The organism is Candidatus Seongchinamella marina (assembly GCF_026262685.1).
Lineage (GTDB): Bacteria > Pseudomonadota > Gammaproteobacteria > Pseudomonadales > Halieaceae > Halioglobus > Halioglobus marinus.
On the sequence record NZ_SHNP01000001.1, the window covers coordinates 1,016,082 to 1,041,153 of the forward strand.

The window sequence follows — 25,072 nt, forward strand, 5'->3', positions numbered from 1 at the left end:
TACCTACAAAAAAGGGCAACCCTGGGGCTGCCCTTCAGTGATCATCCGGCATTATGCCTAGAAATTGTAACGGGCAGTGACACCAATAGTGCGCGCGGCCTGGATGTTGGACTGGGTGTAAGACCCCCCGCTAGCGTCAATATCATAGGAGTCCGGTCCCTGTTCAAAGTTGACTTCATCGGAATCAAGCAGGTTTTTGGCCCAGAGAGAAATGTCCCAGGTGAAGTCACTGCTGCGCAGTCCCGTATAGACGTTGATCACCTGAGTGTCTTCGAACGTGGCTCTGGTGTTGCCAATACCTGCTGATGCAGTAGTGTTCTCGCGCTCATCGGTGTATTTGTACAAACCGCGTATGTACCACTCGGTGGATGAGAACGAAACAAAGAACTCCGAGTTGAGGCTGACGGTGAGCTCAGGCTCTCCACCAAGGCTGTCACCGCCAATATCACAGGAACCTAGAATCTCGCCCGGCTCGCGTTCGTTGCAAGGTGCTTGAGCGCCATCGTCCCATTCGCCTTTGGTGTAGGAAAATGCGCCGCCGGCGATCCAGTTCTCTGTTAGCAAGTACTGGCCTTCCAGCTCTATCCCCCAGATCGACGCATCACCGTTATAGATGAGCCCGCCTGATATATCCTGCGGTGCGCCATCGTCGTCGATAACTTGCACGCCGCGGACAAAGCCCAGATAGCCATCGAAGTCTTGATAGTAGAGGGCGCCGTTGAGGGTGCCCCGTCCATCCATATAACGCCCTTTAAATCCAATTTCCAGTGAGTCACTGGTTTCTTCATCATGAATTAAGTCGCCCTCACCGTTGGGGAGGAAAGCAACATTGGGTGTCGGGTTAATCGATGTGCCACTGGGGCGATAGCCTCTGTTATACGCACCGTAAACAGTGGTGTTATCTGTCCATTCGTAGCGCAGCGTCAACGAGCCGGTTACTGCATCTTCCAGTGTTTGCTCAAATTCATCGCTGACTCCCTCAATCGGGAAAGTCTCGGCGATGCCTGCTTCAATCGCTGGGAGGGCCGGCAGAAGGAAGTCTGGTACATAGTTTAAATCGCCGAAAAACACGTCTGCTCGTCTGAAAGAATCGTAATCCGTGTAACGTAAGCCTGCTTCCAGACTCACGTTATCTGTCAGGTAAAACGTATTGTGAGTGAACAGCGCCCATTCGGTCCTGTCGACTGGAATGACCCCGAATGAATAGAATGAGATTCCTCCGAATACTGCTGTATTGGCGAGAAAACTGGTGTCTGTTTGCTGGTCGAGGTAAAAGGCGCCCACCATCCAATCCCAGAACTCATTGTCCAGGGACGAAAGTCGGAACTCTTGTGAAAACGCTTCGACCAGCGTGTTTGCGCTCTGGTCGGTGAGGCTTCGTGTGTCTGGGACGTAGTTGGCTCGATCATTTTGTGTGCCCGAAAGCTTGTCACTATCAGTCCAGCCGCTAATAGAGATAAATTCCAGATCTCCGATAGCCCAATCAACTTGAAGATTGTAGAGGTCGTACTCTAGGTTGCCGTAGTCGTTAGTTTTGCCTAGCGCAGTTGTGTCTTGAGGGTTTAGTGTGGGGCGCTCGCCCAGTGAGTCTGTGCCATTCATTGCTTTGGGGTCTTCGATTTCTCGATCGAAATACTGATAGACAAAAGACGCGGCAAGTTCGTCTGTTACCTGCCACTTGGCGCTCAGGCGCGCAGAGGTAGCTTCCGACTTAGGATCGTCCAGTCCGGTGGTGATATTGTCAACATCGGTGGAATTGTTTTCGTCGTAAACAGCAGCAATTCGTACGCCAAATACGCCATCTACGATTGCCCCGCCCCACGCTGCCTGCGTGTTCAGTCCGTCGTTATCGCCTACAGTCGCTTCAACATAGCCGCTGCTCTCGAGTACATCGGCACCGCGGGTAATCAGGTTAATAGCGCCGCCTGGAGATGTTCTGCCCTGCAGTGTACCCTGTGGACCTCGCAAGACTTCTATTCGCTCCATGTCATACAGCTGGGAAAAGGCAACATCTGTGCGGATTACCTGATCATTCCAAAAAACGCTGACCACGCCGCTCGCTCCCGCTTCTGGATCGAGGCTGATGCCTCGCATCGCGATGGTGCTATTTCGGGCATTGGGAGATAACAGGCTCAATCCTGCGGTTTGCTCTTCTATGTCACCAAAAGCCAGCGAGTTGTACTTCTCCAAATCTTCGCCAGTGAGTACGTTAACGGTGCCTGAAATTTCCTGAATGGTGGCTGCGCGTTTTGTCGCCGTTACGATGACTTCTTCAAGCACAAGTTGCTGGGCGACGCTGGGGAATGCAATCGCAGCCAGTGAACTGGCGAGTAATGTTCTTTTTACGGAGTGAGTGTTAAGCATTGTCTACCTCGGGCAGATTAGCCAGCAAACGTTATGTGCGGTTATCGCTTGCTCGCAGTTAATTATTTTTAGTTCAGTCACCATCCGCTGCGAGGGTGGTGTCATGGTCTTAGTATATCTCGACGGTACAACAATAAGAGGAGCCAGCGAGCTTAATAATGACCAAATCGGTCAAAACAGGTTACCTTAACTTGATCTGGACGCTGGAGTTTAGTTCTTTGTACTCGAACTTCGCCCGCGCAGGGGCTATTCCATTAGTGGCGAGCACTGATCAAACTGGCTACAACAACGGCCATATAGAACGAACCGATCATCGCCTGCATGTAGGCGAGGGTCCGGCTGATAGCTATGGCAGGTGTGATTTCGCCGTACCCGACAGAGGTCATGGTGATATAGCTGTAGTACAGCGCGTTAGAAAAATTGTCGCCCCAGTAGATGTGCTCTATGCCATTGAAGGCGTGCGGGAAAAATTCCATAGTAATTAAGTAAAGTGTGGCCCAGATCAAGCCCAGTAATATGTAAATCGCGAGCGCACCAACGACAATATTGGTGGTGACTTTTTCTGGAAATAATACTTTACGAGCAGTTGTGAGAGCGACTCCCACGTAAAAGATAAGGGTGAAGGTCAAGGCGGCAACAGGGCCGGCTGACCAGTCCGAATATCGGTTGAAAATATTAGCCGTGGCGATGATAACGAACATGATCAAGACAAAATAACGCCAATAGCGACCAAAATTCAGGCTCATGTAGGCGACAACGTGGGTTAACAAGATAAACAGTTCGACTAGCATCATTCCCTTGGATTCGGGCACCGAATCGACAAAAGCGGAAGCCAGTAATAGCAAGAGCAGTGCAGCAGTAAAGTAAATGAAGTTGTTCTGCTGGGTGACATGTTTCATGCATTCATTCCGTTTGTGGCAGCGCCATTAGGCTTAAAAATTCCAGCCAATTCCTGTGCTGATGGAATAATCAGTGGTCGTATCCGTATTTTCCGCCTGGTTGTCCGTTGTGATCCAGGCAGTAACGTCCCAAAATAGATCGGCCACCAGTTCCCAGCGAATTCGGATGTTGCCGTCGGTGCGAATTCGACCGCCGTCAGTAAGGCTTGGGTAGACAGAAAAGTTCAAATCAATGTTCATTTCGGGTGAAGTGAACTTCCACGTTGATAACGTGGTTGATAAGTACAATTCCACATCCTGGCTTTCATCTTCGCGCTTGAATTTTTCAGAAATTACCTGAAGTCCCGTGGTCCCCGTGAAACGGGTTTTGTGAGTATCAATCCAATATCTGCCCAAGCCTCCGCCGGCACCGATGCGTCGTTTCAGTTCGAGTTCGTCATTGTGTTCAAAGTTGGCAAATACCGAGCGAAAAGAATCAGAGCGCCTGCGATTCCATACCGTACGACTAATATCATAGCGCGAACTATTGGATTGATCTTCCTCAGTTGAAGTGAGGTCCGTGCGGCCGCTTAGAGCACTGCGTGAACTCTCATCTTCATAACTGACGGTAGTATTAAAAGAAACTTGTCCAATGTCAGTCGCTTTTGTGTAAGCGAAGGTGGTTGAAAGGTAGACGTCCAGGCGGTCGAGAAATTTTTCTTCTATCGGACGTATCTCAACCACATTAAGCCACTCAACCTCATGCTTGCCAAAAATATCCACCAGAGCAATCTGTCCAAGCCTGGATTCACTATCGAAAGAACCGTAGAGTCGCTCGCCATCACTGAGTCGTAGTTCATAGTGATATTCGCTCTTGATGGCAGAAATTTCAGGCCATTCAATGCGTAATTTTCCCATGAAGTCTGTGCTGACTTCGAGAATTCCTCCTTCAAGCAAGACAATTTCTCCGGTGATCCGATCACCGTTATACATGGTAATCACATCTGTCTTGCGATTTGCCTGCACGTTCAGGCTTATCAAAGACAAAAGCACCAGAAGTATCAGCAATAATCGCTTGCGTATTATGGACGGTGTGAAAAAGTCTGCTTTCATAGTTTAGTGAATGTCGTTTTTGCTTGTTTGTAAAAGATAACATACTGAATATCAGTTGGTTATATTCCCCTAACTACTCAGTGTTGCTCTTTGTTATTGATCGATAGTTTTAGTAATGAGAGTCAGGTATGGCAGGTAATTGCTGCTTACGTCAGCCTCTATTCCCGAGCCACCGGATACTCCCGACTTGCCCAACGTTGAAATTTCAAACGGTCCCTTAACGCGCCCCCAACGCACGTGAGAATAAAGGTAAGGCCGTCCCCAGGGGTCTACCGGAATCTCTTTTAGATACCCTCCCTCTCGATAATTCTTTAACCGGTTGCCGCTTTCGGGTTTCTTTACTAGAGCTTGAAGCCCTTGTTCTTCTGTTGGGTAATAAAAGATTTCAGCGTAATACTGCTCCATCGCTCCGGACAGTAGTGCCATGTCATTAGTGATTTTTTTTAGCTCCAGGGCTTTTTGGTCAAAAGGGCCGATGCCAGTCTGTTCATGCAGGCGAGCGGCAGGAGCTCGATCGCAAAAAATGCTCCAGTCCATGTCGGAAGGATTCTTATCAAGTGTTTCGCCACGTACAATAAAAGGCTGATTAACGCTGCGTGTTGTATAGGATGTGGTGGCAGTGAATGATCCGCAGACCGCCTCGCCGGGATAACTTTTAACGTCTTGGAATTCCAGGTCTGAGGTGATCAGCAGACTATCGGCGAGCAGATCTTTTGCCTTTTGGGTCTCAGAAGAGCACCCCGCTATTGTGAGTAAAAGTAAGACTGAAGCAGTGCGGATCAATCGGATAATCTCCATTGTAGTGATGACTCTAAAGTGTTTGCTAAGTTTTTAGGGGAAATCTTTCCTCTGTCTTACTCCACCCACGATTGGGGAATATTTTCCTCTACTAACTGGGCGATACTAATGCTGGTGATATTATGTTCTCGACCGACCTCGGAGGCAAACAGAGATTCTTTGCTGCTTCGCGCGATGACCATTGCGCCAGGGTATTTTTTTCGTAACCAGAGCGCCGAACGGAGATTTTCTTCTTCGCGACCGGTCCCCAGTACAAAAACGGTATTGTCGCCTTCCACACTGGCATCGCGCCTGACTTTCTTCCAGACCTCGGGATTGGCGATGTCGCCATCGAAAATTTGCCTGTCATAGGCGCCGGAGAATTCCATCTGCTCATCTGCGACCAGTACTCTGCGTTGAGCGTCTTTGTCGATGATAAGCACCGTGTCCAACTCATTGACAGCGCTGCGCTGCAGCTCCTCCAGAATGGTTTGTCCGAAGCGGCCGAAGCCGGCAAGTATGACAACATCTTTGCGTACTGTTTGTCGAAAGTGCTGCAGCATCTGATTGCGGACTAAGCCAGATGCGGCCAAATGATAAGTGTTAAACACCTGGCAGCTCTGGGCGACTCTGGTATTGGCCATTGAGCGCATGAAGCGCAGACCTGCACAATGAATGATCAACCGATCGGCAATCGCGGGAGCCAGATTTAACAACACACTGGCTGCTTCGTAGCTGCGCAGGCTGTTGTTGTCCAGAAGGAGGATTTTTTTTGCTCGCTCAGGCTTGAGCTTCCTAAGGAAGAATTCATGTGTGATATCGCCGTTGACGACGACAGCACCGAAACTTTGTTTGAATTCCTCCATTAGTGTTTGTTCTGCGCTACTGACAACGACGACAGATACCCTGCGGTCGTTTTCACGCAGTACCCGCAAGTAGCTAATGGTAAGTTCACCATCGCCTACTACGATAATGTGATTGTTGAGACGTTTTAGCTGCCAACGTTGGGGCGCGAGTGCGTGCAGCAAGGCACTAATTAGGCCCCAGGCGGCCAGCATGGGTGCACCAAAGTAGGCAGTCCATAACATTGCCTGACCCAGCGCGGGCCCGCCAGTTGGGGTTCCAAGGTCTACGCCACCGACGACGAACAGACTTAATGCGTAGTAGGCTTTGGCCATCAAACCGGCTGTGGCCAGTTCCGGGCGCTCGGTGACAGAGACACCGGATTCGAAGCCGATTAGAGCCAATAGAAATACGACAATGGCACCGGCGGGCAGCCAGGGAAATGCTTCAGGAGTATACTTTTTTTGCATAGGTCGGATGATACCTCACCCCGAGGGATCAGTGCATGATAGGGCGCAATACGACCTGAAATCAGGCTGGTCCAATGATCCTCCATTTGGCCTTAGCGGGCCATATATTTGTGAGTTTCGGCCATTGTGCTACAGTGCGATCTCTGCAAAAAAAGGCCCTGCGATAACATGCCCAGATCTATTCAGGACTTGCCCCAGCACCCGGCGCGGGTGCTGCTACCGCCACTAGAGGTCCTGCTGGACATGGGCTTTACGCCCAAAAGCTGTTTGGCTGGAACCGGTGTCTCGCTTGCCCAAATGAACAATATCAACACCCGAATCAGTCTGGAGCAGGAGTTGCGTTTCTACAGGAATGCACTGGACCTGACAGGTGACCCAACCATAGGGCTCAAACTGGGGGAGCCCTTTATCCCTCAACGCTATGGTTTGTTTGGTTATGCATTGCTCAGTGCAGAGACCTTTCGACATGCTCTGACCATTACCGAAAACTTTGGCCGTCTTACGTTTAGCTTTTTCAGCTTTAGTTTTGGCGTCGACGGGTCTCAGGCCTGGTTCTCTATCGGCGAGCCGCCGCCTATAGATCAGGAGCTAATCGATGTGTACATGGACAGGGATATGTCGGCCGCTGGCGTTGATTTTACCGAGGTGCTTGGAGTTGGTTTCAGTATCGACCGAGTGCTGTTGCCGCATGATGGTAAGGGGTTTAAACAAAAATACCGCGATCACTTTGACTGCCCCATTGAGTTTGGTGGCGCTGAAGGGCGGTTCTACTTCAGTTCAGATCTGCTGGACAAGCCATTACCAAAAAGTGACCCGGAGTCCTCTCGCCATCTTCAGCACCAGTGCCAGATGCTAATCGCCAAGATGACATCTCACGGCAGCTTTGTTGATGAGGTCAGGTTGTTAATGCTTGCAAGGCCGGGTTACTTTCCCGATATAGATGCGCTGGCGGGAAAAATAGGGATGTCTGCGCGAACATTGAGGCGCAGGCTAAAAAACGAGGGGAGCACGTTTCGAGAGGTGCTTGAAGAAATTCGCTATGGTCTTGCCCGCGAGTATCTCGCCAATACCCATTTACCCATGGACGAAATTTCACTGCTGTTGGGTTATACGGAGCCCGGTAATTTCAGTCATGCCTTCAAGCGCTGGAGCGGGCTGTCTCCGAGCCTATGGCGACAACACGCAGATTCTAGCTGAACAACGACTCGCAAAAATGGAGAATCCAATGGGCTATGGTTTACCTCTAATGATGCAGCGGGGCATTTTCTCGCGAGCATTAGCTGTCTTGATAACTTGCCTGACGCTGGTGATAGCCAGTCCATCCGACGCAACGCAGTACACGGAACAGCGTGAGCCCTGTGCTGAGTTTAATGAGCAACGGCGTCCGTTTTTTGGCGATGTTCATGTGCACACTCGATACTCGCTGGATGCCAGCACCCAGGGAACGCGAACCTCTCCTGCCGAGGCTTATCAATTCGCCCGTGGTGACGAATTGGGCATCCAGCCCTGGGACATAAATGGGCAACCCATGCGCAGTTTGCAACTGCGCCGATCACTGGATTTTGCAATGGTGTCTGACCACGCTGAATTAATCGGCGAGGTACGGATGTGTAATACACCGGAGATTGAGGGTTATAGCAGCTGGCAATGCAAGGTTTACAGACACCTGCCACGAGTGGCCTATTACCTGTTTAACTACATGGCCACCATGCAGCAATCACACCTGGGGATGTGCGGAGAAGAGGGTGAGCGATGTCGTGAAGCGGCGCTTGTGCCATGGGCTGAAATGCAGGCGGCGGCCGAGGAGCACTACGATCGAAGCGACGGCTGCGAATTTTCCACTTTCGTTGGCTATGAATGGACAGCCATGCAAAGTGGTAGTGGCGGAAACCTGCACCGCAATGTCATATTTCGTAATGCTGAAGTGCCCCAAACGCCAATAAGCTTTATCGACAGCCCAGGCGCGAGTTTGCTTTGGCAGGCACTGGAACAACAGTGCACTGACGGCGAAGGTAACTGTGACGCTTTAGTTATTCCTCATAATTCCAATCTCAGTGCGGGCTATATGTTCAGTGGCGAGTTGGACGCAGGGGGTCCAATGACCGTCGGCTATGCGCAGCAACGCGCAAAGTTTGAGCCGCTGGTGGAAATTATGCAGCATAAGGGTGCATCCGAATGTTATTACGCTCCCGGTATTACCAGCGATGAACTTTGTGCTTTTGAGCAACAACCCAAGGACAACATCGCCGGTTACAGCTCGCCTCCAATGCCTGACACTGGTTTTGTTCGTCAGGTGTTGGCGACTGGTATAGAGCTCGAGGCAAAGCTGGGTTCAAACCCTTACCAGTTCGGCATCATCGCCAGTACTGATACGCATCTGGGCGCTCCTGGTTCTGTAGAGGAAGACCGCTTTTTAGGACATGGCGGTGCAGGGGTCCCGGCTCGCGAAGAGATACCTCCCGGCTTGCCTGACAAACTGGAATACAACCCGGGTGGTTTGGCGGTATTGTGGGCGGAAGAGAACAGCAGAGACTCACTCTTTTCTGCAATGCGTCGACGTGAAGCCTACGGTACCAGTGGCCCGCGTATTAGTAGTCGGTTTTTCGCAAGCTGGCAGTTCCCTGATGACCTGTGTCAATCATCTGACCGTATCGAGCAAGCTTATTCAACTGGCGTCCCCATGGGCGGGCTGCTCGCTGGGTCACCCACTCCCGGCGCTGCACCTACATTTTTACTGGCCGCCAGTCAGGATCCTGGTACTGCCAATTTTCCTGGGATGCCCCTACAGCGTATTCAGGTGGTTAAGGGGTGGCTTGACGAGCATGGTCAGACTCAGGAGAAAGTCATTGATGTGGCGGGTAATTCCGACAATGGAGCCAACGTTGATCTAGAGACCTGCGAAACTCGCGGTAAAGGTTTTGCGCAGTTATGCGCTGTCTGGAGGGATGACGAATTTGACGCAACGCAGCGTGCTTTTTACTACTCCCGGGTCGTAGAGAATCCAAGTTGCCGCTGGAGCCAGCGGCAGTGCGTCGCAGCGAAGGTGGATTGCAGCGCCCCCGAGACCATTGGCGAAGGCTTTTCTGGTTGCTGCGCGGCTGACCATCGGCCTGTTATTCAGGAGCGCGCATGGTCCTCTCCCATCTGGTATGCGCCCCCGGGGCCTAGTCTTGCAGAAACTCCGTTGAATCAAGCACGTTGACGTAGGTACAGGAGCTAAAGCCATTGAAGGTGGTGGTCGTTGCTGACCCATAGGCTCCCAGTAAGCCGAACTCGATGTAGTCGCCTGTTCTCAGCTCTTTGGGGAGCGCGGTAGATTTCGACAAGCGATCTACCGGGTCGCAGGTGGGGCCAAACACGTGGTAGTTCGACTCCGTTGCAATGAGTGCTTCGCCTTCTCTCCAGGCCCGCACAGGCAAGCAGATGTCCACCAGGGATTGCTCTTGCATCCCGCCGTACACGCCGTCGTTGACGAACACACTCTTGCCGCAGTCACGCACGTGAATCACTCGCGCTAACAGAGAAACCGATGAGGCGACCATGCCCCTGCCAGGCTCACAAATCAGCGGGATATCGCTATCAAAATATTTGTCCATTGAGGAAGAAATCACCGAGAAATACTCTTCCAGTGCGGGAATAGAGGTGTCTTGATAGTACTCGGGGAATCCACCCCCCACGTTGATGAATGCTGGCTTGACGCCGGCGCGGCTGAGGATGCGCGATGCCGCCTCCAGGTAGCGCTCATACATTTGCGGATCAGTGCACTGTGAGCCCGGGTGAAAAGTGAGAGCAGGGCGCCCTCCGATTTTTTCAATGGCCTGCAATAACTCAACAGCATAGTCTTCGGTGGCACCGAATTTGCTGCCGAAATCATAGGCTGCCCCAGCGTGCTCCAGCTTGAAGCGCACCGTATAGGTCACATCCGGATCACCTCCGGTGCAACGGTGAATTTTTTCCAGTTCCGACATCTCGTCGAGGGCGAAAGAGCGAACGCCGTAACGTAAGTAAGACTCTGCGACTGCCTCTTCGGCTTTAATCGGGTTGTTGTAATGAAGTATTGACCCCGGGCAGTATTCCGAAACTCGACGAACCTCATCGAGCGACGCTACGTCGAAGTTTTGGAGGCCGGTGGCGGCCAGCGTTTCTAACACCCTGACCTCGGGGTTGGCTTTGACGGCATAACTCACTGTGCCCGGGAAATGCGTCAGGAAGCGCTTGGCTCGAGTCTGAAGGGTGTCAGGGCAAAACAGGTATAAAGGATCGGTGGGTTTCAATTTTCCAGTGATCTGTGCGGCGTCCTGATAAAAGTTGGCCGTTTCAGGTTTGTCAAAAGCGGTAGCAACACTGCCAGTCATATCAATCACCCTGTGTTTGTTATTTCACTATTATCGGGTGCCAGCGTGACCAGCGAATAGTTGCAAAAACTGGTTAATATGCTCAAATGATAGGCATTATGATTAATGTGATGATCAAAGTGGTGAATTTATGGATTTAAGCAGAAATGATCGACGGTTGATTAAAGCCTTGCAGCTTAATGCCAGACAGACCATTAGCGAGCTGTCCCGTGAGTTGGACCTGTCGCGCACCACCGTTCAAAAGCGCCTTTCCCAACTGGAGGCAAGTGGAATCATTGCCGGTTACAAGCTCAAACTGGGCGATGCTTACCAATCACGCACGTTCCAGGCGTATGTCAACCTGGTGGTAGATCCGCACCTGGGAAGTCAGGTGGCTAGTGCTTTAGAGGGCATGTCAGAGCTGGAGGCCCTTTATACGGTGTCGGGAAAAATTGACCTGGTGGCGATTATTCGGGTCAATGCGCCGGCGGAACTTGATTCCGTGCTTGACCGAATTGGAGAAATGGATGGTGTGCGAGATACGGACTCGGCTATCGTGCTGTCGACTAAATTTGATCGACGTTAGGGGCGTACTTAGGACACGCTCATTGAAGCGGTGCTGAATTCAACGTCAAAGCACATGAATTATTCTTTACTGGCAGTCGTTTTAAGCTTGTCGCTGCGATCCTTGGGTTCGCAGCGGCTTTTTGGCCGGATTGGTGGCAGCTGGCCTGTAAATATAGACCATAGCGTTTTCGCTATTTTTTCGAGGCAGTCGCTGTTCGTGCAGGCAATGGTCCCATCATTGGCCCTTGTCACGCAGCGCAGTGATGCCGACAACCGCAACCGCCGCTCCGTTGTCTTGGCTTGCCTTGGTGGATAAGTGCGCAATACCGGTCAAGATCGATGAGCTACTGCGAGAACAGGACGAGTTGCATTTCCATTTCTTTATGCAAGGGTTCCAGACGGAGCCCCGCGCCTAAAAGTCTCACTGGACGACTGCCTCGCTGCCACGCACTGTGCAATAGAGCTTGATAAGCCCTTTCATTGAGCCAATGCCCTCCGCTATCCGATATTATTTCTTCTATGGTGGTTTGTTCAAAGTTATCGAACTTTACTTTTACGAAGCGCTTGTGCGGTCGATAACGTTCCTCAATTTTATGAAAGCGTCCTTCCAGTTCGTCCAGCAAACGAGTCAGGGCTTGATCCATCTGCTGCAGCTGTTCGATATCGGAATGATAGGTGTTTTCAACCGAGATCGACTTTCGCGTGCGACTGGTTTGCACGTCTCTGTCGTCCAGGCCGTGGGCCACTTTAGCCAGCCTGGAACCGTACTTTCCGAATCGCTTCACCAGAACTTCCAGCGGAATGGATTGCAGTTCACCGCAGGTTGTCGCGCCCAGTTTTTCGAGCTTGGCAGCGGTAACAGCGCCGACCCCATTGATTCTGGACACCGGAAGATCCACGACAAATTCGGCAACGTCTTCCGGCGTAATAGTGAAACAGCCGTCTGGTTTGTCCCAGTCACTACCCACTTTGGCTAGGAATTTATTTGGAGCCACTCCGGCTGAGACGGTCAAGTTCAGTTCTTGCTTAATGCGGCGCCGAATGTCTTGTGCGATCAGGGTAGCGCTGCCGTGAAACTGCTCACAGTCGCTGACGTCCAGGTAGGCCTCATCCAGGCTTAAGGGCTCGATTTTGTCGGTGTAGTCTTTGAATATTTGGTGAAATTGTTGGGAGACCTCTCGATATAGGTCGAACCTCGCGCTCAGGATGATTAAACCGGGACATAGTTGCAGGGCTCGGCTACTGGGCATCGCCGAACGCACGCCGAATTTTCGGGCTTCATAGTTGCAGGTTGCGATAACCCCACGACGTTGTGCACTGCCGCCTACCGCCACCGGCCTGGCGGCAAGCGAGGGATCTTCGCGCATCTCGACAGACGCATAAAATGAGTCTGCATCGACATGGATTATTTTCCGCTGCCCCATGTCAGATGTCAGGCCCTGCGTTTGATGGAATCCTGGCGTGGTTGTTCTCTGCGGCTGCCATTGGCAATCCTTTAGGGACGATACGAGAAGTCTAATACGAAGGGGCTGTGGTCGCTAGGCGTCGACTGAACGGCAGGTGTCCATCCAAAAGCGAACCGACTCTAAACCGAAGCGCTTGCGTGGCAAGGCAAAGTAAAAGGTGCGCCGCATATCGCGCCGCGGCAGGGTAAGCGGTACCAGGTCCCCGTTGGAGAAGTTACGCTGGAGCACGATGCGCGAGAGACAGCCGATTCCCAGTCCAGACTCCACCGCGTTTTTAATGGCCTCGTTGTGTTTAAACTCCATGAATACATTGAGTTCTGGCAAAAGTCCGGCCATGGCTTTGTCAAACGTCTGCCGGGCGCCTGAGTCGGGTTCCCGCAGTATCCATGCGGCACTCTTTATATCGCGAGTAGATAGGCTGCTTTTGGATGCGAGCGGATGGTTGGCGGCGCAGAACACCACCAGTTCATCATCGCGCCATGGAATGAGTTCTAGTTCCCTGTGCTGTACTTCGCCTTCAATCATTCCTATGTCGACCTCGTAATTGAGTACTCGGGCAACAATTTCGGGAGTGTTGGCGATGTCCAGGGTCACGTCTGCGCCAGGGTACTGCCCCAGGTAACCTGCCAGGTAGCGCGTTGCCAGATGATTGCCTATGGTGAAACTGGCACCTACCTTGATGTGTCCAAGTTCTTTGTGAGACTGCAGAACTTCTTCGAAGCTTTGGGCATGCTCCAGCAGTGACTGTGCCTCTTTACGCACCGTTTGGCCGACAGCATTGAGTATCAATTTGTTACTTGCCCGGTCGAAGAGGGCAATTTCGTAGGCATGCTCGAGGTTCTGTAAAGCTTCACTCGCCGCCGACTGCGACATATGCAGGCTCTGGGCTGCCCGCGAAATGCTCTGTTGCTGGGCAACCTCCAAAAAAATCTGTAATTGGCGCAAGGTGTATTTCATCTGTGGCTCTTGATGTATCGGAAAAACCGATGGAGGTATCCATAATATCCTGTTTTACATATGGCTCCAATGGCCGTACCCTGCGCTTCGCAATAATAACTTCAGCATGCGGTCCAACCTGTTCGCCTGCGATCACTTGAGGAATAATGCTATGGCCGATCAAAAAGCCACCAATGTGCACTGGCACGAGGGTGATATCACCCGTGAACACCGCGAGAAAACCCTTGGCCACAAGGGCGCCACGCTCTGGTTCACCGGCCTTTCCGGTTCAGGCAAAAGTACAGTAGCGGTAGAGCTCGAGGGTACCCTTCACGAGATGGGTGTCACTTCTTATCGCCTGGACGGCGATAATGTCCGGATGGGTATCAACAAGAATCTGGGTTTTTCAGCTGAAGACCGAACAGAGAACATCCGCCGGATCGGCGAAGTGTCCAAGCTTTTCGTGGATAGCGGCGTAATTGCGCTGTCCAGTTTTATCAGTCCCTATCGCGCTGACCGTGATCAGGTGCGCGAGCTGCACGAAGCGGCGGGGATGGAGTTTATCGAGATTTTCGTCGATTGCTCGCTGGAGGCGGCTGAGAGCCGGGACCCCAAGGGCTTGTACAAAAAAGCGCGTGCGGGAGAGATCAAGAATTTCACCGGTATCGATGACCCTTACGAAGCACCCAGTAAGCCTGAGATTCACTTGCACTCCGACCAGCAAGAGTTGGCAGAGGAAGTACAGGAAATTCTCGCACTGCTGCGTGAGCGCGGCATTATCAGCGCCTGATTGGAGAGTACAATGATTAAGCCACATGGATCTGACGAACTGAATCCACTGTTTGTCGACAATAGTGAACAGCGCCACGCTTTAGAAGCAGAGGCGGAAAACCTGCCCTCGATTTTGCTCAACTCCGCGGCCGCAGCCAATGCGGTAATGCTGGGTGGCGGTTATTTTAACCCACTGACCGGCTATATGAATCTGGCAGACGCAATGGCGGTGGCAGAAAACATGCACACCAGTTCGGGCCTGTTCTTTCCAGTGCCAGTCCTCAATCTTACCAGTGAAGCCGGTGTCGAAGCAGGAAGTCGCATTGCATTGCGCGACCCCAATGTCGAAGGTAATCCGGTGTTGGCAATAATGGACGTGGATGCAGTAGAGTCGGTCACCGAAGAGCAGATCGACTTCATGGCGGAAAAAATATTCCGCACTCTGGACCCGAATCATCCCGGCGTAGCTACCTTCAAGAGCCTGGGTAAAACTATGCTCTCTGGCTCGATTCAGGTTTTGAACTTCTCTTATTTCCAGGCAGACTTTCCTGACACTTTCCGCACCGCTGTCGAGATTCGCAATGAAATCGCAGAGCACGGATGGAACAAGGTTGTCGCCTTCCAGACGCGCAACCCCATGCACAGGGCCCATGAAGAGCTATGCCGGATGGCGATGGAAGATCTGGGCACGGATGGCATTCTCATTCACATGCTATTGGGTAAACTCAAGCCGGGGGATATTCCAGCTGAAGTTCGCGACGCCTCTATCCGTAAAATGGTTGAGGTGTATTTCCCCGAAAACACAGTGATGATTACCGGGTACGGCTTCGATATGCTCTATGCCGGTCCCAGAGAAGCCGTGCTGCACGCGGTATTTCGTCAAAATTGCGGTTGTTCGCATCTGATTGTCGGTAGAGATCATGCTGGCGTTGGCGACTACTATGGCGGCTTCGATGCACAAACAATCTTTGAAGAGGAAGTGCCTGAGGGTGCGTTGGAACTGCAGATATACAATGCAGATCACACTGCCTATAGCAAAAAGTTGAATAAGGTAGTGATGATGCGTGATGCGCCTGACCACTCCAAAGACGATTTTGTACTATTGTCCGGTACGGCAGTGCGAGAAATGCTGGGTAAGGGCATTGCACCACCTCCCGAGTTTTCGCGTCCCGAGGTAGCCAAGATCCTTTCTGATTATTATCAACTGTTGGATAGCTGATAAGTAGTTCTGGCGGGATGGTCGCGCTGCGAGGATCCCGCCACACTCTGGAAATAGGCGATGGACTACGACATTTTTAATGGCGATGCCGATGGTATTTGCGCATTACTACAGTTACGCAAGGCGGAACCTCGGGATTCAACCCTGGTAACCGGTGTCAAGCGCGACATTAACCTTATGGGCAAGATCCACGCGGAACGCGGGGACAAGCTAACTGTTCTTGACGTCTCCATGGATAAGAATAAATCTGGCCTGGAAAAGGCGCTGACAGCCGGCGCCTCAGTGTTTTATGTGGATCACCATTTTCCTGGAGAGATACCGCAGCATCCGGGGCTGGAAACTATCATCAACGAGGCTCCGGACGTGTGCACAGCGGCGTTGGTCAATGGCTATCTGCAAGGCTCTCATCTGGATTGGGCGGTCACAGGCAGTTTTGGCGATAACCTGAAAGAGACGGCTCGCACCCTGGCTAAAAACCTGAATGTTTCAGCCTCGGATCTGGACAGCCTGGAGCAGCTGGGCGTATGTATTAATTACAACGGTTACGGTCCTTCGATAGAGGATTTGCACTTTGATCCCGAAGATCTTTATCAGCGGCTGTATGCGGCTCCCAGCGCCCTGGAATTCGTTAGCGCTTCGCCGGATTTTGCTCGGTTGAGTGAAGGCTATGCCTCTGACATGGCGATGGCACAGGGTTTACAGCCCAGCCACGAAGGAACGAGGACAGCGGTTTTCCAGTTGCCGAATGAGGCCTGGGCACGTCGTGTGAGCGGTGTTTACAGTAATGACCTTGCTATTGCCAATCCCGATCGTGCTCACGCGGTATTGACCTGTAAAACTGACGGCGGCTACCTGGTCAGCGTGCGAGCACCACTTAACAACAAACAGGGCGCTGCCCAGCTTTGTATGCAGTTTCCGACCGGGGGCGGCAGAGCTGCCGCCGCAGGCATTAACGACTTGCCTGCAGACAGGCTGGATGACTTTGTAGAGGCTTTCTCTGTTACTTACGGGAACTGAGACTTTAAAGTAATGATACCTCGGTAGATCAAGGCGCTGAGTCAGCCAGTTTTTGCACGCGATCCACAAAGTGCCAGGGAGCGAGCATGGGCTTGAGTTCCTCGGCTGGAACCGGTTTGCTGAACAGATAGCCCTGAATCAGGCTGGCACCGTTACGGGTGAGAAAGTGAAACTGTGACTCCGTTTCGACGCCAGACGCCAGCACACGTAGTTCCATGCTTTTTGCCATGGCGATGATCGCGATCACAAGATTTGCACCATTGTCTGATTTCTCGGCGTCGATAAGAAAACTGCGATCTATCTTGATTTCGTCCAGGGGGTACTGGGCCAGGTAGTTAATCGGTGAGTAGCCGGTGCCAAAGTCATCGACAGAAAGATAAACTCCACTTGCTTTAAGCAGCGCTAAGGAAGCGATCGTTTCGGGGTCGTTGCTGGACATGACTGCCTCAGTGAGACCGAGCTCTAATTGACGGGGGTCGATACCGGTCTCGTCAATGACCACCCCCACGCGTTGGATGAAGGTAGGGGTGAATTGCTCAGCGGAAACGTTAATGGCAACCTTCGCCAGCTTTATGCCCTCATCTTCAAAGCTACGAAGTTGTTGGCAGGCCTGTACCAAAACCCAATCGCCAAGTTGCCCCATCAAGCCTATATCTTCGGCCAGGGTGATCAGTTTTTCGGGCGGAATCGAGCCCAGTTCCGGATGCTCCCAACGCAGTAAAGCCTCGGCACCCAGAACCGAGCCCGAATGGGTATCGATCTGGGGTTGGTAGTGCAGGCTGAGCGCATTGCTCTTTACTGCCTTGCGCAGGTCGGACTCGAGGCGAAGGCGGTCTTCGCCTTCCTGTGCCATGTTGCTTTGATAGATTCCAATTCTCGCGCCGTCGGTTTGTTTGGCGTGAAATTTGGCGATACTCGCGGCTTTCAACAAGCTCTCCACATCCTTGCCGTCATTAGGTGCTATTGCAATTCCCAGGCTGGGGTGGAGGACTAAATCGCGACCCTGGATAGCGAGTGGGGCGGTGAGTTTTTGCACCAGACGCTGCGCCACCAGTTGCGCTGACCCAGCGGTGTCCAGCTGGTTGAGGATGACAGTAAATTCGTCTCCTCCTAACCGCGCTACATCGATCTCGGTATTGCTACTGGCATAGCGGCCGACCGAATCACTGTCGCGAACCGCGTGAGACAGGCGCCTGGCCACCTCAACAAGCAGTTGGTCGCCAGCACCAATACCCAGAGAGTCGTTAACTCGCTTGAAATCGTCCAGGTCGATAAACAGCAGGGCCAGGGTATGGCCACTCCGCTGGTTCAGTTTTAGCAGTAAATCCAGCTGTTCGGTGAGCAGGCGACGGTTGGGAAGTGAAGTCAGGTTATCGTAGTTAGCGAGGTGATGAGCTCGATTCTTTGCTTCGTTGGCTTCCTCAACGACTTTGTTCAGTTCCACATTACGCTCAGATAATTGCGAACTTCGCTCTTCGACCTTCAGGCTGAGTAGTCGCTTATCTACTTCATGAACCTTCTTCGAGTCGCTTAACCCTTCAATGACACTGTTGAAGAGCCGCGCAATTTCTTGGATCTCGCCGCTGCCCTGAACTTTAATCGGCTCCTTGACCTGCCCGGACGCTATCGAGTCAGCGATATTTGCAAGCTCACGCAACGGGCGGGTGACTCGATATGTAAACGCCCATGCGATCGCCCCGCACATGAGTGCAAATACAACGTTGATCATCAGCACTCGGGTGCCAGCTGCGATTGCCTTGGAACGCAGAACAGACGGATCCCAAAGTACCTGCACGTAGCCAATGATGCGCTGGCTGGAAGAACTTGGCTTCATTGTCATGGCAATGGCGAAATCGGTAGCGCTGAGTCCTGTTTTGCCGGTATTCACCTCGGTGAACACTGGCAAGGTTTGGTAAATGGGCGCGTCTGGATCGAACAATGCGCTACTAAAGCCTGTTTCCTGTGGTGTCCCGGTAGAACTGTCGAAGGAGAGTAAGCCCGGGTCCCCTGGTAACAGGGAACGTCTGATCAGGTTGAAAGCAGCTGGGGTAAAGGCAGTTGCGTCAGGGCGCTGTGCCGAGACTAACATCTTGCCTTGGCCATTATAGACCTGGGCGGAGGCGCTGGAATCTTCCCTGAGAAACTCGTCCAGTCGTGTTTTCAAGCGCTGAGTGTCGGCACCGTAAATAGCGAATTGAAGATCCGGATGGCTCAGTAACTCTGATTCCACACGACCGGTGACCACAGATAACTGAGTACTGTAATCCCGAGACGCTGTCGTCAGCCCGGATACGATTCCCATGAGTACAATGGCCAACGCTATTAACAGGCTGAATCGCGCAGAAATGCTCAAACTACTGGCACCGCCGGTGATACGGCTTGCCTGCCGCAAAAAAATGCATGCCAGCTCATCCCTATTATTTTAGTCTTGATTTAATGTGGCTGTCCTTTGCGGCAACACCTTGTTTTTGCGTTATCGATCGGACAAATGTGTCATCAAAACTAGCATGCGCTATCAACATCTGGCAATTTCAATTGCTGGTTTTAACCAGGTATTTTTGCCTGTAGAGGGCAGAGAAAAGGCTGCAGCACGAGGGCTCAAGGCTCCATAGAGGCTGTATCGCAGTAGCCTTCGCCGTCGCCGCCATACCATGTGGTGGGGTTCAATTGAACGTTGAGTTCCACTCCCGCCTGATAACGTTCGACCACATCGGGCGTTGAGATAAACGGGCGTCCCAGAGAGACAGCATCAGCATGGCCGCTGGCGAGTGCCGCTTCAGCGGATTGTTGGTCGTAACCGCCATTGACCATTAGCTTGCCGGTGTAGAGCTTGCGTATGTCGGCGGGGCAAAAGATACCGGGTTCAGCGTCAGTGCTATTACTAACGGCAATCGAGTCAAACCCCCGCTCAACAACTTCCAGAAAGGCCAGGCGCCTTTTGTCCAGCTCCCTGATAGCGTGGCTAAAAATGGACCTTGGGTCGCTGTCTGTGCAGTCCCAGGTCACAGTGAACGGAGACAGCCTTACGGAGGTGCGGTTTGCGCCAACGGCAGCGCAAACAGAATCCGTTACCTGAAGCAAAAAACGAGCACGGTTTTCAATGCTTCCACCAAAGTTATCGGCCCTTTGATTGACGCCATCTCGCAAGAATTGGTCTATTAAATAGCCGTTTGCGGCATGGATTTGTACGCCGTCAAAGCCTGCTTCCATAGCGTGAATAGCTCCTTGCCTGTATTGCTTCACCACTGCCGGTATTTCTTCTACTTGCAGTGCTCGCGGCGGGGTGCATGGCACGAAGCCATCGGCAGTGAAAGTGTTTACTTGCCCGGCGACAGCGGAAGAAGACACAGGGGGCTGTCCCTGATCTTGAAAACAGGCGTGCGACACTCGACCTACATGCCAAATCTGGCAAACAATTTTGCCACCCGCCGCATGCACCGCATCCGTGACTTTTCTCCATCCGGCGATTTGCTCCGGGGTTTCAATTCCGGGAGTGGCGACAGACCCCGTGCCTTGCTGTGAAATTTGGGTGGCCTCACTGATGATCAGTCCAGCGCCTGCTCTTTGAGCATAATAATTCAGCATGTTGTCGTTAGGAATGCGCTCTGGGGCTCGGCCCCGGGTCATGGGGGCCATGGCGATGCGGTTCGTCAGTGGCAGCGCACCCAGCGATACGGGGGATAAAGCTTTGGGGGAAATATTCAACAGAGCACTCCAACTGGGCAGATTCTAATCGTTCGAGTCTTATTATCCTCGCGGAGACAGCGAATTCCAGTGCGCCGTTGGGATAGGAGGCGATGGTTTGTCTGATCAGACTGTGATGATCTCCGGTTGTCCCAGTGGGCCACAACCCAGTATGCTAGGCGTTCTGTCTGTGGGAATTTGAATCGCTCAATGATTGATCAGCTGTTGATTACCGCTTTGTTTCTGTGCCTTCTGGCCAGCCTTATATTTACCGATTGGCCTGCGGTGTGGGTGTTTACCTGCACCACGCTTGCGGCCTACTTTTTGGGATTTGTCGATACTGCCGATGTGTTGGCGAAGGCCTCCAATAGCGGGCTTATGACCCTGATATTGTTGCTGCTGGTGTCAGTAGGACTGGAGAAGTTGTCCTGGCTGTCGCGCTTGTCAGGAAAGCTGATTACATCAGGTTATTCGGCGAGCCTGCTGCGACTGGGAGTTGTCACGGCGTTTTTCTCTGCGTTTGTTAATAACACTGCAGTAGTGGCAACGCTTGCGCACACGGTGCGCAGTAACAAACACCACCCCGCGTCAAAGTTGCTGATCCCCTTGTCTTACGCTGCCATTCTTGGGGGCACCATGACTCTGATCGGTACATCTACCAACCTGATCGTCAGCAGCTTTCTGGAGGATGTTACCGGGCAAGGTTTGGCCTTCTTTGACTTCTTTGTAGTGGGTGCCTCCGTCACTGTTCTGGGGTTGGTGGTCATGTTACTCAGCGCAAGGCTTCTGCCAGCATCTCAAGACGACTCAATAGATATCAACGAATACCTCATTGAGGCTGAAGTGGCCACGGATTCACCGCTGGTGGGTAAGAGCATCATGGAAAACCGCTTGCGCGATATGGATGACTTGTTCCTCGTCGAAATTGTACGTGATGATTATCTGATCTCCCCAGTGGCACCACACGAATACGTCGAAGCAGGCGACAAGCTGATATTTTCAGGAGACGTCAAGCATTTAAATGCACTGGAACGATTTAACGGTCTGCAATTGTTCGCGGTGGAAGAGGGCTTGTTGCGCGAGAATATGATGGAAGTTATCGTCATGCCCAATGCATCCATCGAGGGTAAGACGGTCAAGGACAGCGGCTTCCGCTCGCTGTTCGATGCCGCTGTAGTGGGCATGCGCCGGGGCGGCAAGCGGCTGTCCGGAAAGCTAGGTAACATTACTATTCAAGCAGGCGACAGCATGATGCTGGCTGTTGGTCCGGATTTCAATGAGCGTAAAAACCTGGACAAGAATTTTGTAGTTGTTGATGATTCCGTTGGAGGAGCGAAAACCACGCCGATTCAGAACTACCTGGTTACAGCCACGCTGCTAGTCGTTATCGCCCTGGCAACGACCGGAGCGGTTCCACTCATTAAGGGAATGGCGTTTCTACTTGTCAGCATGTTGGTTCTGGGCGTGGTTCGAGGATCTGAATTAAGGCGCAGGTTTCCATTCGAGCTCTGGCTTATTATCGCGTCTGCATTAACCTTATCCCAGGCGCTGACCAACGCTGGCTTGGTTGAGACGCTGGCTAATTTTCTGCACGACCACTTGGCCCCGCTGGGGCCATATGCAGCCTTGGCCGGCATCTATTTTGGCACCTTGTTGCTGACAGAAACAATGACCAACAACGCTGCAGCGGCACTGGTATTCCCCATCGCCTTTGGCTTGGCGGAGAGCTATGGGCTGTCCTATATGCCGTTTGTCATGACGGTGGCTTTTGGGGCGAGTGCAAGTTTTCTCACACCCTATGGCTACACCACCAACCTGATGGTGCAAAACCTGGGTCGCTATGAGCTGAAGGATTACTTCCGGGCCGGGCTGCCTTTATCCATCGTTTATTCCGCAGTGGTCATTGTTTTACTGCCTATCGTTTTTCCATTTTGATGGGCCGGTCAAGACCTCTTCCAACCATTGGGTGATACTGCTGACAACTCCGTGAGGAGACCTTGCCCACCTGCTATGGCCCAGGTAACATCCCTGTTCTTGTTCGCTCAGGGTGACTCTATGAATTGTTGATTGGGTGTAGGGTGCCAGGGCGCGCTCGACTGCGCTGTCGGTGCAGAAGTTATCCTCCTCAAAGCCGATAGACAGCACCGGTCCCTTGAAGTTATTCACCGCCGCAGCTAGGCCCCTGCGCTTGTCAAAGTCAAAGTTTCCTGTTTTAGCCCACTGTCGCCACTGGTTCATCATGTCCAGGGATTCTCTTTCGCCAAACCCCAGCAGGTGCCCGGGATAGAATCCGGGCGCGACCGAAAAAAGGGGAATTAAACCGCACAGTAGTTGCAGCATGCGCTGTTGGCGGCCGGCATAGTCGTTGATGTAAGGGAACGCACAGGCCAGGTGAACCACGGCATGAATCTCTTGTGGATGCATGCCAGCGTAGATGGTGGATAAATGCCCACCAAGGCTGTGCCCACCAAGCAAGCGCGGGACACCGGGAATCTCTGCGGCAAGCCAGTTCATGGCGGCGGGAATATCACAATCCAGGGTTTCGTTGAACGAATAGTTGCTTTTGTAGCCTGGCCTGAAACTACTGAGTCCGTGACCTCGCTGTTCCAAAATGGCCGTGGCGCAGCCTTGCTCGGCGAGCCCCTCGGCCAACTTACAATACAGTTTTGCTTGTATCCCCAGCGCCGGTTGCAGCAATAAAGTCGCCCGGGGGCTTTGTGCACAAAACCAGTAGATGGGGACCGAAATTTTATCAGCGGTTGGAATGTATTGAATTTGCATGAGAGATTTATATCATATTATCTATCCCGGTCCGGACTATATTCCCGTTGGCCTTTAATGCCATCGAAATCGGTTGATCTGGTTGTTGCTCGCAGCGGGAAGCAAAACTAAGCTGTGGTACTCGCAAACAGGGGAAATAAAACTCATGGCTGACGAAGATATTTTGGCGCGGCTGGATCGCTTGGAGTCCTTGGACGAAATTCGACAACTGGCCGCCAAGTATTCGCTGTCGCTGGACATGCGCGACCTGGACTCTCACGTCAACTTGTTCGCGGAGGATATCAGGGTCAGCAGGGACAAGGTGGGCAGAGCCTATTTGAAACATTGGCTTGATGACACCCTGAGGCTCCAGTTCACTGGAACCTCTCACCATATCGGTAATCATGTCATTGAGTTTGATGACGTAGATCATGCCCATGGCGTGGTTTACAGCAAGAATGAACACGAGACTGCTCGGTCTGATGGCGGCGCTGAATGGGTCATTATGCAGATGCTTTACTGGGACAACTACGAACGTATAGACGAGCGTTGGTATTTTCGCCGCCGGCTGCCTTGCTATTGGTATGCAACCGATATCAATAAACCACCGGTGGGTGACAACAAGATGCGCTGGCCTGATCGGGAGCCCTATGCCGGGGCATATCATGATCTTTGGCCCAGTTGGCAGGACTTCTGGAACAATCCGCCGGGCTTGGATGAACCGGAGGTTGCCTCACCGGCTCCGCTGGATCAATTTCTTAATACAATGCGCCGTAATGCTGGCGAACCAAAAATCAGGGTACGTTAGGAGGCTGGTATGGATTTGTTTACACCTTTAGCGTTGGGCGATCTGCGTTTGCGCAATAGAATCGTGATGGCGCCAATGACCCGCAGTCGATCCAGTGTCGATGCGACGCCCAATGATTTAATGGTGGAATATTATCGCCAGCGAGCCGGAGCTGGTCTGATTGTATCCGAGGGGATAGCCCCTAACGCTGATGGATTGGGCTACTGTCGTACGCCGGGTTTGTATACTTCAGAGCAGGTGGCCGCCTGGCGCAAGGTCACTGACGCAGTTCACGACGAAGGCGGTACGATTGTCGCGCAGCTTATGCATGTTGGTCGGGTGTCGAATCGACTGAACAAACCTGATGGTGCCGAGACTGTAGCCCCTTCGGCCATTGCCGCGAGAGGCGAGATTTATACCGATCAGGCAGGTATGCAGGCACTGGACACTCCAAGAGCCCTGACCATTGAAGAAATTACAGGTGTTGCAGAGGGCTATCGCAGGGCGACCCAGAACGCCTATGACGCCGGTTTCGATGGTGTTGAACTACACTGTACCAGTGGCTACCTGCCAGCACAGTTTTTGTCCACTGGCAGCAATCAACGCGAGGATGAGTACGGTGGCAGCGTGGGCAACCGTTGCAGGTTTGTATTGGAAGTACTCAGTGCTATTTCTTCAGTGGGTGGGCCGCGGAAGGTCGGTATGCGAATTTGCCCGGGCAACCCGTTCAATGATCTCAAGGACGAGAATCCAGAAGAGACTTTCACCTGCTTGCTCAAACAAGCCAGTGCTATGGGCCTGGCTTATCTCCATGTGATTCGAATGCCCTCCGCAGGAATCGACAATATCGCGTTAGGGCAACGCTTTTTTGCTGACAGTTTGATTGGCAATGACAGTTACCGTTTCGATGAGGCGACGCAAGCGATTGCAGACGGAGGCCTCAGTGCGGTGTCGTTTGGCCGGGCATTTATCGCTAATCCAGATTTACCGATTCGCTGGGCGTCCGGGGCCAAACTAGCGCGACTTGATCCGGGGACACTTTACACTCCGGGCGCGGATGGATATACCAGCTACCCAAAACTTTAA

General features: G+C 52.3%; 20 protein-coding genes. 9 read left to right on the forward strand and 11 right to left on the reverse strand.

What is annotated here, in order from left to right; genetic code table 11:
* Positions 1-57: 57 nt before the first annotated feature.
* The 5 genes from EYC87_RS04580 to EYC87_RS04600 form a co-directional block, all read right to left on the reverse strand.
* Positions 58-2,364: a TonB-dependent receptor gene (locus EYC87_RS04580; protein WP_279251812.1), complete on the reverse strand. Its 2,307-nt coding sequence runs from the start codon at positions 2,362-2,364 to the stop codon at positions 58-60.
* Between the two features lie 254 nt (positions 2,365-2,618).
* Positions 2,619-3,263 (reverse strand): potassium channel family protein, encoded by a 645-nt coding sequence (locus EYC87_RS04585; RefSeq protein WP_279251813.1) that lies wholly within the window; start codon positions 3,261-3,263, stop codon positions 2,619-2,621.
* A 33-nt stretch (positions 3,264-3,296) separates the two neighbouring features.
* A complete protein-coding gene (locus EYC87_RS04590) occupies positions 3,297-4,355 on the reverse strand; it encodes a DUF481 domain-containing protein (RefSeq protein ID WP_279251814.1) in 1,059 nt (352 codons plus the stop codon).
* A 93-nt stretch (positions 4,356-4,448) separates the two neighbouring features.
* Complete coding sequence (gene gspG, locus EYC87_RS04595) at positions 4,449-5,138, reverse strand: type II secretion system major pseudopilin GspG (RefSeq protein WP_279251815.1); 690 nt, start codon at positions 5,136-5,138, stop codon at positions 4,449-4,451.
* 71 nt (positions 5,139-5,209) lie between these two features.
* Complete coding sequence (locus EYC87_RS04600; RefSeq protein WP_007230258.1) at positions 5,210-6,445, reverse strand: NAD-binding protein; 1,236 nt, start codon at positions 6,443-6,445, stop codon at positions 5,210-5,212.
* Between the two features lie 168 nt (positions 6,446-6,613).
* Here EYC87_RS04600 and EYC87_RS04605 point away from each other — a divergent pair, with 168 nt between their 5' ends.
* Together EYC87_RS04605 and EYC87_RS04610 are read left to right on the forward strand one after the other, a co-directional pair.
* Positions 6,614-7,642: an AraC family transcriptional regulator gene (locus EYC87_RS04605; protein ID WP_279251816.1), complete on the forward strand. Its 1,029-nt coding sequence runs from the start codon at positions 6,614-6,616 to the stop codon at positions 7,640-7,642.
* The gene (locus EYC87_RS04610; protein WP_279251817.1) at positions 7,578-9,647 is read left to right on the forward strand and encodes a DUF3604 domain-containing protein; all 2,070 of its coding nucleotides are present in this window, start codon (positions 7,578-7,580) and stop codon (positions 9,645-9,647) included. Before EYC87_RS04605 ends, EYC87_RS04610 begins: the two co-directional genes overlap by 65 nt.
* Here the strand turns inward: EYC87_RS04610 and EYC87_RS04615 are convergent.
* Positions 9,610-10,800, reverse strand: coding sequence for a type III PLP-dependent enzyme (locus EYC87_RS04615; RefSeq protein ID WP_279251818.1), 1,191 nt, complete (start codon positions 10,798-10,800; stop codon positions 9,610-9,612). The genes EYC87_RS04610 and EYC87_RS04615 overlap by 38 nt on opposite strands.
* Before the next feature lie 130 nt (positions 10,801-10,930).
* On the opposite strand from EYC87_RS04615, the gene EYC87_RS04620 reads away from it, so the two are divergent.
* A complete protein-coding gene (locus tag EYC87_RS04620) occupies positions 10,931-11,365 on the forward strand; it encodes an Lrp/AsnC family transcriptional regulator (protein WP_279251819.1) in 435 nt (144 codons plus the stop codon).
* A gap of 325 nt (positions 11,366-11,690) precedes the next feature.
* Here EYC87_RS04620 and dinB read toward each other — a convergent pair whose 3' ends face one another.
* Together dinB and EYC87_RS04630 are read right to left on the reverse strand one after the other, a co-directional pair.
* On the reverse strand, positions 11,691-12,770 hold the full coding sequence (dinB, locus tag EYC87_RS04625; protein WP_279251820.1) for a DNA polymerase IV: 1,080 nt from the start codon (positions 12,768-12,770) through the stop codon (positions 11,691-11,693).
* 114 nt (positions 12,771-12,884) lie between these two features.
* Positions 12,885-13,769 (reverse strand): LysR substrate-binding domain-containing protein, encoded by an 885-nt coding sequence (locus tag EYC87_RS04630; RefSeq protein WP_279251821.1) that lies wholly within the window; start codon positions 13,767-13,769, stop codon positions 12,885-12,887.
* 151 nt (positions 13,770-13,920) lie between these two features.
* On the opposite strand from EYC87_RS04630, the gene cysC reads away from it, so the two are divergent.
* Genes cysC through EYC87_RS04645 form a run of 3 tightly spaced genes read left to right on the forward strand, consistent with a single transcriptional unit; the run spans position 13,921 to position 16,755 of the window.
* On the forward strand, positions 13,921-14,538 hold the full coding sequence (gene cysC / locus EYC87_RS04635; protein WP_279251822.1) for an adenylyl-sulfate kinase: 618 nt from the start codon (positions 13,921-13,923) through the stop codon (positions 14,536-14,538).
* Positions 14,539-14,550: 12 nt separating this feature from the next.
* Positions 14,551-15,738, forward strand: a complete 1,188-nt coding sequence (gene sat / locus EYC87_RS04640) for a sulfate adenylyltransferase (RefSeq protein ID WP_279251823.1) — start codon at positions 14,551-14,553, stop codon at positions 15,736-15,738.
* Between the two features lie 60 nt (positions 15,739-15,798).
* Positions 15,799-16,755 carry a DHH family phosphoesterase gene (locus tag EYC87_RS04645; protein WP_279251824.1) on the forward strand — a complete coding sequence of 319 codons (957 nt, stop codon included), beginning with the start codon at positions 15,799-15,801 and terminating at the stop codon, positions 16,753-16,755.
* Between the two features lie 28 nt (positions 16,756-16,783).
* Here the strand turns inward: EYC87_RS04645 and EYC87_RS04650 are convergent, their stop codons facing one another.
* Together EYC87_RS04650 and EYC87_RS04655 are read right to left on the reverse strand one after the other, a co-directional pair.
* On the reverse strand, positions 16,784-19,108 hold the full coding sequence (locus tag EYC87_RS04650) for a putative bifunctional diguanylate cyclase/phosphodiesterase (RefSeq protein WP_279251825.1): 2,325 nt from the start codon (positions 19,106-19,108) through the stop codon (positions 16,784-16,786).
* Between the two features lie 245 nt (positions 19,109-19,353).
* Positions 19,354-20,460, reverse strand: coding sequence for an alkene reductase (locus EYC87_RS04655; RefSeq protein WP_279251826.1), 1,107 nt, complete (start codon positions 20,458-20,460; stop codon positions 19,354-19,356).
* 189 nt (positions 20,461-20,649) lie between these two features.
* Here EYC87_RS04655 and EYC87_RS04660 point away from each other — a divergent pair, with 189 nt between their 5' ends.
* Positions 20,650-22,374, forward strand: a complete 1,725-nt coding sequence (locus EYC87_RS04660) for an SLC13 family permease (RefSeq protein ID WP_279251827.1) — start codon at positions 20,650-20,652, stop codon at positions 22,372-22,374.
* On the opposite strand, the gene EYC87_RS04665 is transcribed toward EYC87_RS04660, so the two are convergent.
* Positions 22,348-23,220, reverse strand: a complete 873-nt coding sequence (locus EYC87_RS04665; RefSeq protein WP_279251828.1) for an alpha/beta hydrolase family protein — start codon at positions 23,218-23,220, stop codon at positions 22,348-22,350. The two genes, EYC87_RS04660 and EYC87_RS04665, sit on opposite strands and share 27 nt — an antisense overlap.
* A 145-nt stretch (positions 23,221-23,365) precedes the next feature.
* On the opposite strand from EYC87_RS04665, the gene EYC87_RS04670 reads away from it, so the two are divergent.
* Positions 23,366-24,007, forward strand: a complete 642-nt coding sequence (locus tag EYC87_RS04670; protein ID WP_279251829.1) for a nuclear transport factor 2 family protein — start codon at positions 23,366-23,368, stop codon at positions 24,005-24,007.
* A gap of 9 nt (positions 24,008-24,016) precedes the next feature.
* Entirely contained in the window at positions 24,017-25,072 is a 1,056-nt protein-coding gene (locus EYC87_RS04675) for an alkene reductase (protein WP_279251830.1), read from the forward strand.

Bases quoted from the DNA above. Each gene is read 5' to 3' on its own strand.
- EYC87_RS04585 (WP_279251813.1), bottom strand. From the start codon at position 3,263: ATGAAACATGTCACCCAGCAGAACAACTTCATTTACTTTACTGCTGCA.
- EYC87_RS04580 (WP_279251812.1), bottom strand. From the start codon at position 2,364: ATGCTTAACACTCACTCCGTAAAAAGAACATTACTCGCCAGTTCACTG.
- EYC87_RS04630 (WP_279251821.1), bottom strand. From the start codon at position 13,769: ATGAAATACACCTTGCGCCAATTACAGATTTTTTTGGAGGTTGCCCAG.
- EYC87_RS04605 (WP_279251816.1), top strand. From the start codon at position 6,614: ATGCCCAGATCTATTCAGGACTTGCCCCAGCACCCGGCGCGGGTGCTG.
- EYC87_RS04610 (WP_279251817.1), top strand. From the start codon at position 7,578: ATGCCTTCAAGCGCTGGAGCGGGCTGTCTCCGAGCCTATGGCGACAAC.
- EYC87_RS04670 (WP_279251829.1), top strand. From the start codon at position 23,366: ATGGCTGACGAAGATATTTTGGCGCGGCTGGATCGCTTGGAGTCCTTG.
- cysC (WP_279251822.1), top strand. From the start codon at position 13,921: ATGGCCGATCAAAAAGCCACCAATGTGCACTGGCACGAGGGTGATATC.
- EYC87_RS04600 (WP_007230258.1), bottom strand. From the start codon at position 6,445: ATGCAAAAAAAGTATACTCCTGAAGCATTTCCCTGGCTGCCCGCCGGT.
- dinB (WP_279251820.1), bottom strand. From the start codon at position 12,770: ATGGGGCAGCGGAAAATAATCCATGTCGATGCAGACTCATTTTATGCG.
- EYC87_RS04590 (WP_279251814.1), bottom strand. From the start codon at position 4,355: ATGAAAGCAGACTTTTTCACACCGTCCATAATACGCAAGCGATTATTG.
- EYC87_RS04660 (WP_279251827.1), top strand. From the start codon at position 20,650: ATGATTGATCAGCTGTTGATTACCGCTTTGTTTCTGTGCCTTCTGGCC.
- sat (WP_279251823.1), top strand. From the start codon at position 14,551: ATGATTAAGCCACATGGATCTGACGAACTGAATCCACTGTTTGTCGAC.
- EYC87_RS04620 (WP_279251819.1), top strand. From the start codon at position 10,931: ATGGATTTAAGCAGAAATGATCGACGGTTGATTAAAGCCTTGCAGCTT.
- EYC87_RS04615 (WP_279251818.1), bottom strand. From the start codon at position 10,800: ATGACTGGCAGTGTTGCTACCGCTTTTGACAAACCTGAAACGGCCAAC.
- EYC87_RS04675 (WP_279251830.1), top strand. From the start codon at position 24,017: ATGGATTTGTTTACACCTTTAGCGTTGGGCGATCTGCGTTTGCGCAAT.
- EYC87_RS04645 (WP_279251824.1), top strand. From the start codon at position 15,799: ATGGACTACGACATTTTTAATGGCGATGCCGATGGTATTTGCGCATTA.
- EYC87_RS04665 (WP_279251828.1), bottom strand. From the start codon at position 23,220: ATGCAAATTCAATACATTCCAACCGCTGATAAAATTTCGGTCCCCATC.